The following is a 15,675-nucleotide window of genomic DNA, read 5'->3' as shown; positions in this document are numbered from 1 at the left end:
CTCAGCTCCCCGCATCGGTCGTATCGGTCACACCGGGCACCGGTCCCGCACCCGCGGACACGGACTCCACTGCGGACGCCTCCGCCTCCGTGTCCCTCAGCAGGTCGCGGAAGGCGACCGCCACCCGTTCCGGGTACTCCATCATCGCCACGTGTCCCGCCTCCGGCAGGGTCAACATACGGGAGTCGCGGAAGGCGCGGGCGGCGCGCGCGGCCATGCGGAAGCCGACGAGCTGGTCCCGGCCGCCGTAGACGAGGAGCGTCGGGGCGAGCACACGTTCGGCCTGCCGCCACAGCCCGTGCTGTCCGCCCAGCGTGTAGGCGTTCACCAGACCGCGCGCCGAGCGGGCCATCGCGTCCCACATGTACGGCAGCCGCATCCGCCGTTCCATTTCCTCCACCGCGTGTCGGAACCCGTCCTGGGTGACGCGGGCGGGATCGCCGTAGCAGAGCGCCATCACGCCGCGGACCCGCTGCTCGGCCGTCCACTGCCGGGTGTAGCGGGTGAACAGGGCCGCGACGCCGGGCACGGCGAGCAGTCCGGTGGGGACCGCGCTGCGCTGCACCCGCAGTTCGGGGAGCGCGGGCGAGACGAGCGTGAGCGTACGGACGAGGTCGGGACGGGCGGCGGCCACCCGGGTGACGATCGCGCCGCCCATCGAGTTGCCGAACAGGTGCACGGGGCCGCGCCCGGAGGCGTCGAGGAAGCGGATCACCGCGCGGGCGTGCGCGGTGATCGAGTAGTTGCCGTCGTCCGGCGGCGGGGAGTCGCCGAAGCCCGGCAGGTCGACGGCCTCGCTGTCGACGACGTCGTCGAGCAGCGGCATCAGCGCCGACCAGTTCTGCGAGGAACCGCCGAGCCCGTGCACGTACAGCGCGGGCGGCAGCCCCTCGCGGGCCGGCTGTCTCGACCGCACCGTCAGGGTGACCCCGGGCAGTGACACCGACCTGAGCTCCTCGCCCTCCGCGACCCTGACGGGCGCGACCTTCGGCAGAACAGTGGTCGTGGCCGGTGCGGCCGGCAGCTCGGTCGAAGACATGCGGCAATGTTACGAGACGATCACGCGGGGGCTCATGTGTTCGCCCTCACAGGTTCGGGTACCTGGCGACGGATACGGACCACGCCGCATTCCGGTCACTGGAAGGGAGCCCCCCATGACCGTCGACCCCACCGATCCCGACACCTTCGAGGACGAGGACGGCGACACCGGCACCACCGAGATCGATGTGGAGGCGCCGGAGGGCGACGCCGCCGAACAGCTCGCGGACGTCGCCCCGCGGCGGGACGACGTGCCGAGCGGGGAGGACGCGGACCGCGCCGACGAGGCGGACCTGGCGGAACAGGCGCGCGTCGTGGAACTCGACGAGGACGACTACCGCTGAGCGGCGATGCCCCAAGGCGCGTCCGGACGACCGCCGCCGGGCGACGGCGTCCGTGGGCGCGTCCGCCGGCGGGCGACCGCAGGCGGGGGCGGGCGACCGCGGGCGGGGGCGCGGACCGGCGCGGCCCCCGGGCGCCGGTTCGCCCCCGTACGCCCCGTAGCGGGCGGATCCGCGCCGCTCCCGGCGCTGTCCGGTCCGTGAAATTCTGCGCTCGCACCGCGCACACCGCGGTTACCCAAAAGTACGATGGCGGCGCGGTGTACACCGCACGTGGACGAAAGTGGGAGGCGGCGTGACAGCCATCGAGCAGACAGAGGCGGCACGCCCGCGGGGTACGCGGCTGCCGCGCCGTGCCCGACGGAACCAGCTGCTGGGCGCCGCCCAGGAAGTCTTCGTGGCGCAGGGCTACCACTCGGCCGCGATGGACGACATCGCCGAGCGCGCCGGCGTCAGCAAGCCGGTCCTCTACCAGCACTTCCCGGGCAAGCTGGACCTCTACCTCGCCCTCCTCGACCAGCACTGCGAGTCCCTGATCCAGTCCGTGCGCCACGCGCTGGCCTCGACGACGGACAACAAACAGCGCGTCCGGGCGACCATGGACGCCTACTTCGCCTACGTCGAGGACGACGGCGGCGCCTTCCGGCTGGTGTTCGAGTCGGACCTGACGAACGAGCCGGCCGTGCGCGAGCGCGTCGACAAGGTGACGAACGAGTGCGCCGAGGCGATCTGCGACGTCATCGCCGAGGACACCGGGCTCTCCCGGGCCGAGTCGATGCTGCTCGCCTCGGGCCTCGGCGGACTCGCCCAGGTGGTGGCCCGCTCCTGGCTGCACAGCGACCGCAGCGTGCCGCGCGACCAGGCGGTGCAGCTCCTGACCTCGCTGGCCTGGCGCGGCATCGCCGGCTTCCCGCTGCACGGGAGCGACCAGGGACACGAACAGGGTCACGAGCAGGGGCACGAGCAGTCTCGCTGAGGGTGCGGGAGCGTCCGCGCGCGTTTGTTCCCGTCCGCTGTTCGCTCCTGGCGTTGCCCGGCGGAGCGTGTCCGTCCCCTCACCGGGCTAATGTGTGCGGGGTACGGCGCGGGAGATCGCGCACTTCACTGACCGTCGGAGGGTTATAGCCGTGGAGGTCAAGATCGGCGTGCAGCACGCGCCCCGCGAGATCGTTCTGGAGAGCGGTCAGAGTGCCGAGGAGGTCGAGCGCGCCGTGGCCGAGGCACTGGCCGGGAAGTCGCAGCTGCTGAGCCTCGTGGACGAGCACGGCCGCAAGGTCCTCGTCCCGGCCGACCGCCTGGCGTACGTGGAGATCGGTGAGCCGACCGCCCGTCGGGTGGGGTTCAGCGCGCTGTAGGGCGCGCCGCAGGACGCGCGGAGGGGCCCGGAACGTACACCGTTCCGGGCCCCTCCGCATGCGCGCGTCCACACAGCGGGCACACATCTCCGCCACAGAGGAGGGTTGTCGTCCGTGGCCCCGGGGTAGACCGGCTACGACCGATTTGCACCCGGCCGTGCGGGAGGGAACCCGACCATGATCTTGGAAGCGCTGGGCTCGGCGTTGCTCGGTTTCGCCCTTGCCTGGGCCGCCGCCTATCGCCTGCCGCACCGGCTTCCCGGGCGCCGTCTCGTGCTGCCGACGGGGGTGGCCGGGGGGTTGTTCGGGGCGTTCCTCGCGCACAGTGCGGTGGGGGCGGGGCATGCGCTGGTGAGCCTGCTGGGGGCGGCGGTGGTCGCGGCGGCGTCCGTGTCGCTGCTGCTGCGTCCCGAGAAGCGGTTCCGCCGCGGCCACTCGGCGACGACGGCATAGGCGCTCCCTCGGCCCCGCCGCCCCGTTTTCGGGGGCGCGGGGAACCGCGCGAGACGTCCCCTCCCGCGCAGTCGCCGGACAACAAGCGCCCCCGAGCCGTCAGGCGCCCGGGGGCCAAGGGGCAGCGCCCCTTGTAGCGGCCGCAGCCGTCAGGCGGCCAGGCCCAGCGCGGCCATCCGCTTCGTGTGCGCCTCCGTGATGCGGGAGAACATCCGGCCGACCTCCGCGAGGTCGAAACCGTCCGCGACGCCGCCCACCAGCATCGTCGACAGTGCGTCGCGGTCCGCCACCACCCGCTGCGACTGCGACAGCGCCTCCCCCATCAGCCGCCGCGCCCACAGCGCGAGCCGGCCGCCGACGCGCGGCTCGGCGTCGATCGCGGCGCGCACCTTCTCCACGGCGAAGCCCGCGTGCCCCGTGTCGTCGAGGACGGCGAGCACCAGTTCACGCGTGTCCGTGTCGAGCCGCGCCGCGACCTCTCGGTAGAAGTCGCTGGCGATCGAGTCGCCGACGTACGCCTTGACCAGCCCCTCCAGCCAGTCCGAGGGCGCCGTCTGCCGGTGGAAGCCGTCGAGCGCGGCGACGAACGGCTCCATCGCCTCCGTCGGCTCCACGCCGATCTCGCCGAGCCGGTCGCGCAACTGCTCGAAGTGGTGGAACTCCGCCGACGCCATCTTGGCCAGCTCCGCCTTGTCGGAGAGCGTGGGCGCCAGCTTGGCGTCCTCCGCCAGCCGCTCGAACGCCGCCAGCTCCCCGTACGCCAGCGCGCCCAGCAGGTCCGCCACCGCGGCCCGGTACTGGGGGTCGGCGGAGGCGTCGGCCCAGTCGCGTGCGGCGATGCCGGTCGGCGCGGGAGTGCCTTCGGCGGTGGGCGCCGCGGTGTCGGAGGCGTTGTCAGAGGTCGTCATGGAGCGCACAATAGTCCGCTCACCCCCCGGGGGAAGCCCTGGTCAGCCCGGTCGGTCGGTGTGACGACGACTACGTCACGGAACCGGCCCTGGCATGTGCGGGAATCCGGGGTATGGTGGTATTGGCCCGCCAAGTATGCGACGGGCCGCACGAATGAGGATGCCCGGTCGGTGGCCCGATCGGCTCCGACCCGACAGCCCTCCTCGGTCGTACGGCATTGTATGTACGCCATTCGGGAGGGTCCCTCAGCGGTACGAGCGCTGGGCCTGCCGGACAGGTCCGAGAGCGTCGGCTGTGGTCCCGTCCCGTGCCACCCGGCCCGGCCTTCGAAGGCCGGCCGTCGTCCCCGGCACGGTCGGACGTCACGACCCCCACGCTCGCCTCGCGCCGCGCACACAGAAGAGGCAGCACCCTGACTACGACTTTCCGAGAGCTCGGAATCCTTCCCGAGACGGCCGAGGCCCTGGAGGCCGTCGGCATCATCACTCCCTTCCCCATCCAGGAGATGACGCTCCCCGTCGCCCTCTCCGGCACCGACGTCATCGGCCAGGCCAAGACCGGCACCGGCAAGACGCTCGGCTTCGGGCTCCCGCTCCTGGAGCGCGTGAGCGTCCCCGCCGACGTCGAAGCGGGCCGCGCCCGCCCCGAGGACGTCACCGACACCCCGCAGGCACTTGTCGTGGTGCCCACCCGCGAGCTGTGCGTCCAGGTCACCAACGACCTGTTGACCGCCGGCAAGGTGCGCAATGTGCGCGTCACCGCGATCTACGGCGGGCGCGCCTACGAGCCGCAGGTCGAGGCCCTGAAGAAGGGCGTCGACGTGGTCGTCGGCACGCCCGGGCGGCTGCTCGACCTGGCCGGCCAGAAGAAGCTGAACCTCAAGCACGTCAAGTGTCTCGTCCTCGACGAGGCCGACGAGATGCTCGACCTCGGCTTCCTGCCCGACGTCGAGAAGATCATCGCCATGCTGCCGCAGCGCCGGCAGACCATGCTGTTCTCCGCGACCATGCCCGGCGCGGTCATCGGCCTGGCCCGCCGGTACATGTCGCAGCCCACGCACATCCGCGCCGCCGCGCCGGACGACGAGGGCGTGACGCTGGCCAACATCAAGCAGTTCGTCTACCGCGCGCACTCCATGGACAAGCCGGAGATGGTCGCGCGGATACTGCAGGCCGAGGGCCGCAGGCTCGCGATGATCTTCTGCCGGACCAAGCGGACGGCCGCCGACATCGCCGAGCAGCTCCAGCACCGCGGGTTCGCCTCCGGCGCGGTCCACGGCGACCTCGGCCAGGGCGCGCGCGAGCAGGCGCTGCGCGCGTTCCGCAACGGCAAGGTCGACGTGCTGGTCTGCACGGACGTGGCCGCGCGCGGCATCGACGTCGAGGGCGTCACGCACGTCATCAACTACCAGTCCCCCGAGGACGAGAAGACGTATCTGCACCGCACCGGCCGTACGGGCCGCGCGGGCGCGTCGGGTACGGCGATCACGTTCGTCGACTGGGACGACATCCCGCGCTGGCAGCTGATCAACAAGGCGCTGGGTCTGGACTACCACGACCCGGTGGAGACGTACTCGACGTCCCCGCACCTCTTCTCCGACCTCTCCATCCCCGAGGGCACGAAGGGTGTGCTGCCGCGCTCGGAGCGCACGCGCGCCGGGCTGGCGGCGGAGGAGATCGAGGACCTGGGCGAGACCGGCGGCCGCGGGGCGCGCGGCGGCCGGGGCGCGCGCGGGGGGCGTGACACGGTGGAGCGGGAGCGGGAGCGTGACCGCGAGCGCGAGAGCTCGGCGCGGACGCCGCGTCGGCGCCGGCGTACGCGCGGTGGTGCGCCGCTCGACGCGGAGGCGGCGCAGCGGACGGTTGCGCCGACGGACGGTGCGGGCAGCGCGGACGGTGCGGGCAGCGCGGAGGGCACGGAGCGGGCGGAGCCTGCCGTCGCCGGGCGTGCGCCGCGGCGGCGCCGGCGGACGCGGTCCGGGGCGTCGGCGGAAGCGGTGGTGCCGGAGGCGGTGACCGAGGTCACCGAGGCGCCGGTTGTCGAGGCGCCCGTCGTTGCTGAGGCGCCTGTCGTTGTCGAGGCGGCCGAGGTGACGGCTCCGTCGGCGGACGCGGATGCCGTGACGGCGCCGCGTCGTCGGCGGACGCGGAAGCAGGCCGAGGCGGCCGAGGCGGCGGTCGACACGGCCGAGGCCGTCGAGGCGAAGCCGCGCCGGCGGACGACGCGGAAGGCTGCGGAAGCGGCGGTCGGGACCGCCGAGGCCGCGGAGGCCGCCCCGGAGGCGGGCACCGAGGCTCCGGCCGCGCCCCGTCGCCGTACGCGCAAGGCCGCGGCGTCGGCGGAGGCCGCGGAGACGGCACTGGACACGGCGGAGGCCGTCGAGGCGAAGCCCCGTCGGCGGACGACGCGGAAGACGGCGGAAGCGGCGGTCGGGACCGCCGAGGCCGCGGTGATTCCCGCGCAGGCCGCGGAGGAGTCGGAGCCGGCGGAGAAACCGCGCCGACGGACCCGTAAGGCCGCGGAGGCGGCCGTCGGGACCGCCGAGGCGACGGAGTCGGCCGAGGCGCCGAAGGCACGGCGGACGCGCAAGGCGGTGGCGGCCGTGGAGGGCGGCGAGGTCAAGCCTCGCCGGACGCGGAAGAAGGCCGTCGCGGCTTCGGACGTGGGCGAGCCCGAGGTCGCGGCCGAGGCCGAGGCCGAGGCCGAGGCCGCAGGGGCCAAGCCGCGTCGGCGTACGCGCAAGGCCGCGGCTGCCGAGCCGGACATCCCGGCCCAGGCTGCCGAGGAGCCGGTGAAGCCGCGCCGTACGCGGAAGAAGGCGGCGGCGTCCACGGAGTCGGCGGAGGGCTGAGCCCCCGCGGCACCCATGGCCAGAAGTCGGCCCGGTTCATGATCGCGTGATCGTGACGTCGGCGAGTGCGGGTGCGGCTGTGGTTGCTCGCGCAGTTCCCCGCGCCCCTGGGGTGGCCGGGGTGAGCCGGAGGGCTGGAGGCGAGCCCCCGGACGCGGACGGCTCGGACGCGGACGGGTGCGTCGGCGAGTGCGGGTGCGGCTGTGGTTGCTCGCGCAGTTCCCCGCGCCCCTGGGGTGGCCGGGGTGAGCCGGAGGGCTGGAGGCCAGCTCCCGGACGCGGACGGCTCGGGGGCGGCGGTGCGTTGGCGGGTGCGGGTGGGGTCGTGGTTGCTCGCGCAGTTCCCCGCGCCCCTGGGTTGGCCGGGGTGGGCCGGAGGGCTGGAGGCCAGCCCCCGGACGCGGACGGCTCGGACGCGGACGGAGCGGGGGCGGCGGTGCGTTGGCGGGTGCGGGTGGGGTCGTGGTTGCTCGCGCAGTTCCCCGCGCCCCTGGGGTGGCCGGGGTGGGCCGGAGGGCTGGAGGCGAGCCCTCGGACGCGGGCAGCTCGGACGCGGACGGAGCGGGGGCAGCGGTGCGGGTGCGGCTGTGGTTGGTCGCGCGGTTCCCGCGCGCCTGGGTGGCCGGGGTGGGCCGGGGGTGAGGGGCGATAGCCTCGGGCGCATGAGCCGTCCGTCGAGCTTCGTCCCGCCCCCCGGTACCCGCTCCCACCTCCTCCCCACTCCTCGCGGCCCCTTCGCCGTCCTCGACGCCGGCACCCCCGCCCACGGCACCGCCCTCCTCCTCCCCGGCTTCACCGGCAGCAAGGAGGACTTCATCGACCTCCTTCCCCACCTCACCACCGCCGGCTACCGCGCCGTCGCCGTGGACGGCCGCGGCCAGTACGGCACCCCCGGCCCCCGGGACGACGAAGCCCCGTACGCCCAGAGCGAGTTGGCCCGCGACGTCCTCGCCCAGGCCACCGCCCTGGGCGCCACCGGCCCCGTCCATCTCCTCGGCCATTCCCTCGGCGGCCAGATCGCCCGCGCCGCCGTCCTGCTCGACCCGACCCCGTTCCGTTCGCTCACCCTTATGTCCTCCGGCCCCGCACAGATCTCCGCGTCCCAGCAGCAGCGCGTCAAGCTGCTGCGCGACGCGCTCTCGGTGATGGACATGGCCCAGGTGTGGAACGCCATCCAGCTGATGGAGACCCCCGAGGACCGCGAGCACCCCAGGGGCCCCGAGCACCCGGACACCGGCGCCCTCGACTCCGGACCCGACGACCGTGACGACCTCCGCCGCCGCTGGCTCGCCGGCAGCCCGGCCCAGCTCCTCGCCACCGGCCGGCAACTGTGCACCGAACCCGACCGCGTCGCCGAACTCGCCGCCGTCCCGCTGCCCAAGCACGTCGTCTCCGGCGACCACGACGACGCCTGGCCCGTCCCGCTGCTGGACGAGATGGCCGTCCGGCTCGACGCCCGCCGCACGATCGTCGCCGACGCCGACCACTCCCCCAACACCGACCGCCCCCTGGAAACCGCCCGCGCGCTCGTCGACTTCTGGGACGGCACGATCAGCTGAAGAGGGGAGACCGGAGGAAGGAAAAGGGGCGCCCGGCTCAGTACTGCGCCTGCAAGTGCTCCCAGAAGCCCTCCCGCAGCGCCCGGCGCAGGTCCGCCTGGCCGCGCAGCGAGTACTGGAGCAGCCCCTCCGCCTCCACCAGCAGGTCCTGGTCGACCGAGCCCGGCAGATAGGGGTGGCCGGGCAGCAGCTCCCGCAGTGAGTCGCGGCCCCGCGCCGCCAGCCACTTCGCCGCGATCTGCGCCCCCACGAACCGCACGTCCTCCCGCGTGGGCCGGACCGCGGGCGACGCCTCGTACGTCGCCGCGGTCCGCCGGGACACGTACGGCTTGAAGAAGTCCAGGTCGAGCGTGCGCTGACTGTCGACCTCCCAGAGCAGGGGCTCGGCCTGGTTGCGGCCCTCCGGTGCCTCGATACCCCACAGATGGACCCGGGCGCCGTAGCCCTGCGCGGCCTCGACCGCCGAGACCAGGTCCTCGTCGCCGCCGAGCAGTGCCGCGTCGCTGATGGCGCGGTGCCGGGCGAGGGACTCCAGGTCGGATCTGATGAGGGAGTCGACGCCCTTCTGCTGGTTGTTGGCGTTGAGGTTGCCCAGCCTGACCTTCACGTCGGGCAGCTCGGCGATGGACTGCTGCTCGGCGGTGTGGATGCGGCGCCGGGCTCCGTCGTACCAGTAGACGCGGAGCAGCCGGCTGTCGGCGAAGATCGTGCGGGCCTTGTCGATGAGCGCCTCGATCAGTCCCTCGGCGTCGACGTCGAACGACCGCCGGTCCTCGGTGCCGGCGACCAGTCGCCCCGCCGCCGCGTAGAGGTAGCCGGCGTCGACGAAGATCGCGTGGGTCGAGGGCGTCTTCGCCACCTCGGCGAGCATGCGCTGAAGCAGCTCGTTCGTACGGTCGATGCGGGCGCCGAGCGCCGTGAGGTCGTCGTCGTTCATCGCGTCCATTGTCCCGGCCGTCACGCAGCGAACACAACCGGTCCCGATGAGTTGTGCGAGGAAATGATCGGACGATACGCCCATGAGGGCAGTCCCAGCCGCCCCTGTACCCGCTGGTAATTAGACGCTCGAAAATTTTCTTTAGCGTAGGGAATGTTTGTTGGAAGCATGCCGTTGCATAGATACGCGGACGGGACGCACCGTCGCCCCGCCCCTCACACTCACCAGTAGTTCTCCCCTGGAGGATGACCAGACGAAGGGAGAAGCCCTTGCGCTTCGAAATCATGCACCTCGACGACGTCGACGGCAGGCCCGTGGACACCACCGTCGTGGACGCCGCCTCCGTCAATCAGATCGTGCAACAGGCCGCCGCGATTGGGCAGCGCCTGTGGATCCGCCCGGCCGACACGCCCGCCTCGTAACGACGTACCCGACACAACGTATGCAGCCCCTGTACGGCACGATGCCGTACAGGGGCTTTGTCGTGCGCCGAGTGGAGTCGGTGTCAGGCTCCCTTGATCACCTGTGTGACGCCGTTGATGATCTGCTGGACGGCGATCGCGGAGAGCATCATCCCGGCCAGGCGGGTCACCAGGACGACGCCGCCGTCCTTGATCACCCTGATGATCAGCAGCGAGTAGCGCATCACCAGCCACAGCACGACGTGGATCGCGAGGATCGCCGCCCACACCGACACCTGCGCGCTCACGCCGTCGGCGCGCTGCACGGCGAGGATCACCGACACGATCGCGCCGGGCCCCGCCAGCAGCGGCATCCCGAGCGGGACGAGGGCGACGTTGACGTCCTTCGTCTGCTTCGGCTCGTCGGTCTTGCCGGTGAGCAGGTCCAGCGCGATGAGGAGCAGCAGCAGACCGCCGGCGATCATCAGCGCCGGGACGGAGACGTGCAGGTAGTCGAGGATCTGGTGGCCCAGCACGCCGAACACGGCGATGACGCCGCCGGCCACGCACACGGCCTGGAACGCCATCCGGCGCTGCACCTTGCCGGGTCGGCCCGCGGTGAGAGCGAGGAAGATCGGGGTGATCCCCGGGGGATCCATGATGACGAAGAGGGTCAGAAAGAGGGAGCCGAAGACGGCGAGGTCGAACATGGGGATAGGCCTTGCAGTGAGTGAGGAACTGGGTGGGTGGATGGAGCAGTGGGTGGGTGGTGAGTGCGGAGTGGTGGCGGCCGGCCGCCGGGGCCTGTCGGAGTGACGTGGGTTCGGCGGGGTGGGGCCCGCGCGGTGGCCGCGCGGCGGGGTGGACTATCGGGGCTGCACCGGTTCCCGGCCCGCCGGTCGGTGCGTGGGACCCGGCCCGCGCCGGGTTCCGGGCCCGGGAGCCGGTCCGCAGTCGGCTCGCGCCGAGCCCGGTCCGCACCGAACCGGAGGGCTCACGTCGCGACCCGGTGCCCGGCGCGGCCCGGAACGGCCCCGGACCACGCGGGAACCCGAATCGAGCGCACCGCGCAGGGCGCGCCCGGCCGCCGGTCGAACCCACGTTGGGGCCCCCGGCCGAGCGCGTTGACGCGGGACCGCGCACGCTGGCTCGGCAACGAGCCGGATCCACGTCGCCACCCGGGTGACCGACCCCGCTGCGGGAGCGGACACAACCGGAGCCCCGATCAGGACACGCGACCGGACCCGAGCCGGAACGCGGACCAGATCGCGGGCCGAGGCCGAGCCCGAACCAGGCCGCAACGCGAGCCAGTCCCAAGCCAAGCCACGACGTGAGCCAGACCCCCGCCAAGACGCGACGTGAACCAGGGCCGAATCGAGACGCGGACGCGGGCGCGGGCGCGGGCCGGGAATCAGGGCTCGGGCTCGACCGGGTTCAAGTCACGACCCGGCCCGGCCGGAACCGGTATGGCCCCCGCCGGAACCGATCCCACCTCGGCCGAACCGGTCCAGTCCTGGTCGGAACCCGATCCGACCGCGATCTGAACGGAGCCGAGCCCGGTCGGAACGCGACCGGCCCCCGTCGGAACGGAGCAACCCCCGGCCGAAAGGGCCGGTCCCGGTCGGAGCGGAGACGCCCCCGGCCGGAACGGAACCGGCCCCGGTCTCCGCAACCCGGCCCCGGGGCCGACGCCGTCGGGTCGGGGCGCGGCCCCGACCGGCCGGAGCCGGTCGGCTACCGAAGCACGAGCCCCCGGCGCGGATCCCGGCGTGTCACGATCCGCCCGCGCCCGGGACGGGGAACGCCCCCGTGGCGCGGCGGGTGATCTCGCCGTAGACCTCGGGATCCGTCGCGTACTCCCCGAGGGCGACGGTCTTGCGGGTGCCGTGGTAGTCGCTGGACCCCGTGCACAGCAGGCCCAGCTCCTTGGCCAGGCCGCGCAGCCGGGCGCGGGTGTCGGGGTCGTGGTCCATGTGGTCGACCTCGATGCCGTCCAGTCCCGCCGCGGCCATCTCCGCGATCGCGGACTCCGGGACGGTGCGCCCGCGCTTGCTCGCGGCCGGGTGCGCGAAGACGGTGACGCCGCCGGCCGCCTTGACGAGGCGGATCGCCTCGAAGGGGTCGGTCTCGTGCTTCTCCACGTGGGCGCGGCCGCCGTCGGCCAGCCAGTCCTGGGTGAACGCGTCATCGACGGTCGGGACGACGCCGAGTTCGACGAGCGCGGAGGCGAGGTGGGGGCGGCCGACGGAGCCGTCGCCGGCGATGCGGGCGACCTGGTCCCAGGTGACGGGGACACCGAGGTCGTTGAGCCTGGCGACCATGGCCTTGGCGCGGGGGACACGGTCGTCGCGCACGAGTTCGCGCTCGGCGAGCAGCGCGGGCTCCTCCGGGTCGAAGAGGTAGGCCAGCATGTGCATGCTGACGCCGCCGAGGCGGCAGGAGAGCTCCGCGCCAGTCACGAGGGTGAGGCCGCTCGGCAGGGCGGCGAGCGCCTCGGCGTGGCCGCGGGTGGTGTCGTGGTCGGTGAGTGCGACGACGTCCAGTCCGGCGGCGGCCGCGTTGCGGACGAGTGCGGCGGGGGTGTCCGTGCCGTCGGAGGCGGTGGAGTGGGTGTGCAGGTCGATGCGCACGAGGTGCTGCTCCGGGCGGACGGGACGGCTGGGACGCTCAAGGATAACGGGACGGGACCACCTCCCCTCCGGGGGAGCCGTCCCCACCGCAGGCCGACGCCACCGCAGGCCGTCCCCACCACTAGCCGTCCCGCCACAGGGCACCCCCACCGCAGACCGTCCCCACCGCAGACCGACCCCGCCACAAGCCGTCCCCGCCACAAGCCGTCCCCGCCACCGGCCCGACCCCACCACAGACCGCCCCCACCGCACGCGGCCCCGGACGGGCGCCCTCTCGCCACGCGGGGCCCGGCGCCCCACAGCCCCGGGGCGCGGCCCCGCTCGCGCCCCCTACGGCTCCAGCAGCCGCGGCGACAGCGCCCCGCACGGCAGCAGGTCGACCTCCGCGCCCGCGTCGCGCAGGTCCGTCAGGACCAGCTCGTCGTACATGAGCAGCCCCGTCTGCTCGGGCCAGACGACCGCCCAGAGCCACAGTCCGCGCGCCTCGCCCGCGAAGACCGCGCGGTCTTCGGGGGTGCCGGTGACATGCCAGAGGGGGGTGGGGCGGCCCGCCGCCAGGACCTTGGCCTGCGGGGGTTTCTCCACGTTCAGATAGGGGCCGGGGTCGGGGCCGTCGATGCCCGCGTAGCGCGCGCCGAGGCCGACGCCGAGTTCCTCGGCGACCAGGATCATCTCGCCGACTCCGCCCAGTGGTCCGGGTCCGGAGCACGCCACGGCCGTCGCGCGGCCGCCGCTGCGGTCGTCGCCGGCGCAGGCGACGCCCGTGAACAGCCAGCCGACCGGCAGCGGCCACGGCATCCACACCGGGACCCGGGCCCGGTGCACCACGACACCGAGGGCCTCGACGCTGGGCGGTATCACGGGCTGAAGCGGATGCACCGTCCCGTGCACGTCGCACTGCCAGGAGTCGGCGAAGAGTCCGGGAGCCCTGACCCGGCCACCGCACTTCGGGCAACTGGGTTCGCCCCTCATAAGGCCCAACGGTCCTCCCCGTGCCGCGCCGCGTCAAGGACGATCACCCGTCCGGGCGGCACGGAAGGGCCGCCCTCGACGGGCGTGACTAGATGCATATTGCACTAATTAGCACAGCTAAGTTATTGTGTGTAATTGCCAACCATCTGTTCGGCCCGTTCCGGGGTCCCCGCCCCGGTCGTCGTCCCACGTCGGGAAGGAGCGCAGCGCATGCGCAGCAGTACCCGGGGTCCCGCCCAGGAGGACCCGTTCGACGCGGGAGCCGGTGGCCTCCTGCGGCAGCCGAAGGCCGTCTGGGCGACGGCCGGCGCCTCCGTCGTCGCCTTCATGGGCATCGGACTCGTCGACCCGATCCTGCCGTCCATCGCCAAGGGCCTGGACGCCACGGCGAGCCAGGTCTCGCTCCTGTTCACCTCCTACTTCCTGATCACCGCCGTGGCGATGCTGGTGACCGGGTTCGTCTCCAGCCGGATCGGCGGGCGCCGGACGCTGCTCGTCGGACTGGCGTTCGTGATCGTCTTCGCCGGGCTCGCCGGCACCTCGGGCTCGGTCGGGGAGCTGGTCGGTTTCCGGGCCGGGTGGGGGCTCGGCAATGCCCTGTTCGTGTCGACGGCGCTCGCCGTCATCGTCGGCGCCGCGGCCGGCGGCAGTGCGGCGGCGATCCTGCTCTACGAGTCCGCCCTCGGTCTCGGCATGGCCTGCGGCCCCCTCCTCGGCGCGCTGCTCGGCGACGCCAGCTGGCGCTACCCCTTCTTCGGCACCGCCTTCCTGATGGCGGTGGGCTTCCTGTGCATCACGGCGTTCCTGAAGGAGCAGCCCAAGCCGGCCCGCAGGACCTCACTGCTCGACCCGCTCAAGGCGCTCGGGCACGGCGGTCTGGCGTCGGCGGCCGTCTCGGCGTTCTTCTACAACTACACGTTCTTCACCGTGCTGGCCTTCACCCCGTTCGTGCTGAACATGACGCCGTACAAGTCCGGTGCCGTGTTCTTCGCCTGGGGCGTGCTGCTCGCCGTCTTCTCGGTGATCGTGGCGCCGCGCATGCAGAAGCGGTTCGGCTCGCTGAAGGTGCTCGGGGGTTCCCTGGTGCTGCTCGCGGCCGACGTCCTGGTCCTCGGCTACGGCGACCACACCACGGCCGTCGTGTGCACGATCCTGTCCGGTGCCTTCATCGGCGTGAACAACACCGTCTACACCGAGCTGGCGCTGGGCGTGTCGGACGCGCCGCGCCCGGTGGCGAGCGCCGGGTACAACTTCGTGCGCTGGTTCGCCGCGGCGGCCGCGCCCTACTTCGCGCCGAAGATCGAGGAGTGGACCGACGTCCACGTCCCCTTCGTCGTCGCCGCCGTCACGGCCGTGGTGGGCGCGCTGGTCGTCGTCGTACGGCGTCGAGCACTGTCCCACGAAGCGGAGGAGCTGGAGCCGCGGCACGCCACCGAGGACGGGGTCACCGTTTTCGCCAACTGAGCGGTGCGGCCGGACCGTTGGTGAGATCGGTCACGTGAGCGGGACGGACCCGCGGGCGGGGTCCCGCAGGTCCGTCCCGTGCGTCAGCCAGCGTTCCTGGAGGGCGCCCGCTCCGTGCACGCGCTTCCACGCGGCCTCGTTCGGCGTCATGGGCAGCAGCGGCAGGAACCGTACGGGGTCCAGCGGCTCGTCCAGCTCCAAATCCTCGACCAGCCCGCCCGGCTCCGCGACCAGTACGGAGGTGAAGGGCGCGCCCGGCCACAGCGGCTCGCCCACGTCGAGCGAGCCGCCGGGGGCCACCACCACGCCCTCCACCTGCGGGGACGCCGCCAGTACGGCGAGCGGGCGGAGCGCCTTGTCGGTGTCGGCCCGCCCGGCGCGGACGGAGAGGACCAGCTCCGCGCGCGGTCCCTTCACCGGGTCGGCGAGGGCCGCGGTGGGGTCGCTCATCGGCTGCGCGGACATGCCGAGCGTGGCGTAGCGGACGACGTCCCCGTCGGTGAAACGCAGCACCTCGACGCGGTCCGTGCCGAGGAAGGTGACCGCGGCGCGCGCGTCCGGTTCGCCCAGCGCGGTGTGCAGCCGGGCCTCGACCAGAGGGAGAACATCTGCCATGCGGCGAGCATAGAACTCGCCAGTACAGGGCAAAGCGGCGCCTTGACATGCCGGTCGGCTGATACGCTGAGCCGGTCGTTCGGGGCAGCACGCAGAAGCGTGGCGCTCAGGCCCCGACGCCCATGAAACTCCCCTACACGGGGCACCCTT

15 protein-coding genes are annotated in these 15,675 nt (G+C 73.2%); 8 read left to right on the top strand and 7 right to left on the bottom strand.

What is annotated here, in order from left to right; translation table 11 throughout:
- Position 1: 1 nt before the first annotated feature.
- Positions 2 to 1,039 (bottom strand): alpha/beta fold hydrolase, encoded by a 1,038-nt coding sequence (locus tag IO29_RS11745; protein WP_030382430.1) that lies wholly within the window; start codon positions 1,037 to 1,039, stop codon positions 2 to 4.
- 115 nt (positions 1,040 to 1,154) lie between these two features.
- Between IO29_RS11745 and IO29_RS11740 the strand changes: the two genes are divergently transcribed.
- The 4 genes from IO29_RS11740 to IO29_RS11725 all read left to right on the top strand — a co-directional run bounded on the left by IO29_RS11740 (position 1,155) and on the right by IO29_RS11725 (position 3,187).
- Complete coding sequence (locus IO29_RS11740) at positions 1,155 to 1,382, top strand: hypothetical protein (RefSeq protein WP_030382429.1); 228 nt, start codon at positions 1,155 to 1,157, stop codon at positions 1,380 to 1,382.
- A gap of 292 nt (positions 1,383 to 1,674) precedes the next feature.
- Complete coding sequence (locus tag IO29_RS11735; protein ID WP_051707534.1) at positions 1,675 to 2,355, top strand: TetR/AcrR family transcriptional regulator; 681 nt, start codon at positions 1,675 to 1,677, stop codon at positions 2,353 to 2,355.
- 151 nt (positions 2,356 to 2,506) lie between these two features.
- Positions 2,507 to 2,734, top strand: a complete 228-nt coding sequence (locus tag IO29_RS11730) for a DUF3107 domain-containing protein (protein ID WP_030382427.1) — start codon at positions 2,507 to 2,509, stop codon at positions 2,732 to 2,734.
- Positions 2,735 to 2,911: 177 nt separating this feature from the next.
- A complete protein-coding gene (locus tag IO29_RS11725; protein WP_030382426.1) occupies positions 2,912 to 3,187 on the top strand; it encodes a hypothetical protein in 276 nt (91 codons plus the stop codon).
- A 149-nt stretch (positions 3,188 to 3,336) separates the two neighbouring features.
- On the opposite strand, the gene IO29_RS11720 is transcribed toward IO29_RS11725, so the two are convergent.
- Complete coding sequence (locus IO29_RS11720) at positions 3,337 to 4,095, bottom strand: ferritin-like fold-containing protein (RefSeq protein WP_030382425.1); 759 nt, start codon at positions 4,093 to 4,095, stop codon at positions 3,337 to 3,339.
- A 506-nt stretch (positions 4,096 to 4,601) separates the two neighbouring features.
- Here IO29_RS11720 and IO29_RS11715 point away from each other — a divergent pair.
- On the top strand, positions 4,602 to 6,947 hold the full coding sequence (locus IO29_RS11715; RefSeq protein WP_030382424.1) for a DEAD/DEAH box helicase: 2,346 nt from the start codon (positions 4,602 to 4,604) through the stop codon (positions 6,945 to 6,947).
- Positions 6,948 to 7,609: 662 nt separating this feature from the next.
- Positions 7,610 to 8,506 (top strand): alpha/beta fold hydrolase, encoded by an 897-nt coding sequence (locus IO29_RS11710; protein ID WP_030382423.1) that lies wholly within the window; start codon positions 7,610 to 7,612, stop codon positions 8,504 to 8,506.
- A 37-nt stretch (positions 8,507 to 8,543) separates the two neighbouring features.
- On the opposite strand, the gene IO29_RS11705 is transcribed toward IO29_RS11710, so the two are convergent.
- Positions 8,544 to 9,443 carry an NYN domain-containing protein gene (locus IO29_RS11705; protein WP_030382422.1) on the bottom strand — a complete coding sequence of 300 codons (900 nt, stop codon included), beginning with the start codon at positions 9,441 to 9,443 and terminating at the stop codon, positions 8,544 to 8,546.
- Positions 9,444 to 9,712: 269 nt separating this feature from the next.
- Between IO29_RS11705 and IO29_RS38880 the strand changes: the two genes are divergently transcribed.
- Entirely contained in the window at positions 9,713 to 9,865 is a 153-nt protein-coding gene (locus IO29_RS38880) for a hypothetical protein (RefSeq protein WP_199806878.1), read from the top strand.
- A gap of 83 nt (positions 9,866 to 9,948) precedes the next feature.
- Here IO29_RS38880 and IO29_RS11700 read toward each other — a convergent pair whose 3' ends face one another.
- The 3 genes from IO29_RS11700 to IO29_RS11690 form a co-directional block, all read right to left on the bottom strand.
- Positions 9,949 to 10,554: a MarC family protein gene (locus IO29_RS11700; RefSeq protein ID WP_030382421.1), complete on the bottom strand. Its 606-nt coding sequence runs from the start codon at positions 10,552 to 10,554 to the stop codon at positions 9,949 to 9,951.
- 1,062 nt (positions 10,555 to 11,616) lie between these two features.
- Positions 11,617 to 12,474 carry a PHP domain-containing protein gene (locus tag IO29_RS11695; protein ID WP_030382420.1) on the bottom strand — a complete coding sequence of 286 codons (858 nt, stop codon included), beginning with the start codon at positions 12,472 to 12,474 and terminating at the stop codon, positions 11,617 to 11,619.
- A 330-nt stretch (positions 12,475 to 12,804) separates the two neighbouring features.
- Positions 12,805 to 13,446, bottom strand: coding sequence for a DUF6758 family protein (locus tag IO29_RS11690; protein ID WP_030382419.1), 642 nt, complete (start codon positions 13,444 to 13,446; stop codon positions 12,805 to 12,807).
- Positions 13,447 to 13,656: 210 nt separating this feature from the next.
- Between IO29_RS11690 and IO29_RS11685 the strand changes: the two genes are divergently transcribed.
- On the top strand, positions 13,657 to 14,910 hold the full coding sequence (locus IO29_RS11685) for an MFS transporter (RefSeq protein ID WP_030382418.1): 1,254 nt from the start codon (positions 13,657 to 13,659) through the stop codon (positions 14,908 to 14,910).
- Positions 14,911 to 14,940: 30 nt separating this feature from the next.
- On the opposite strand, the gene IO29_RS11680 is transcribed toward IO29_RS11685, so the two are convergent.
- A complete protein-coding gene (locus IO29_RS11680) occupies positions 14,941 to 15,525 on the bottom strand; it encodes a suppressor of fused domain protein (protein ID WP_030382417.1) in 585 nt (194 codons plus the stop codon).
- Positions 15,526 to 15,675 lie beyond the last annotated feature (150 nt).

Source organism: Streptomyces sp. NRRL F-6676 (genome assembly GCF_000725625.1).
Classification (GTDB): domain Bacteria; phylum Actinomycetota; class Actinomycetes; order Streptomycetales; family Streptomycetaceae; genus Streptomyces.
The sequence above is the reverse complement of the archived record's forward strand: the minus strand, read 5'-3'. Positions and strand labels throughout refer to the sequence as shown.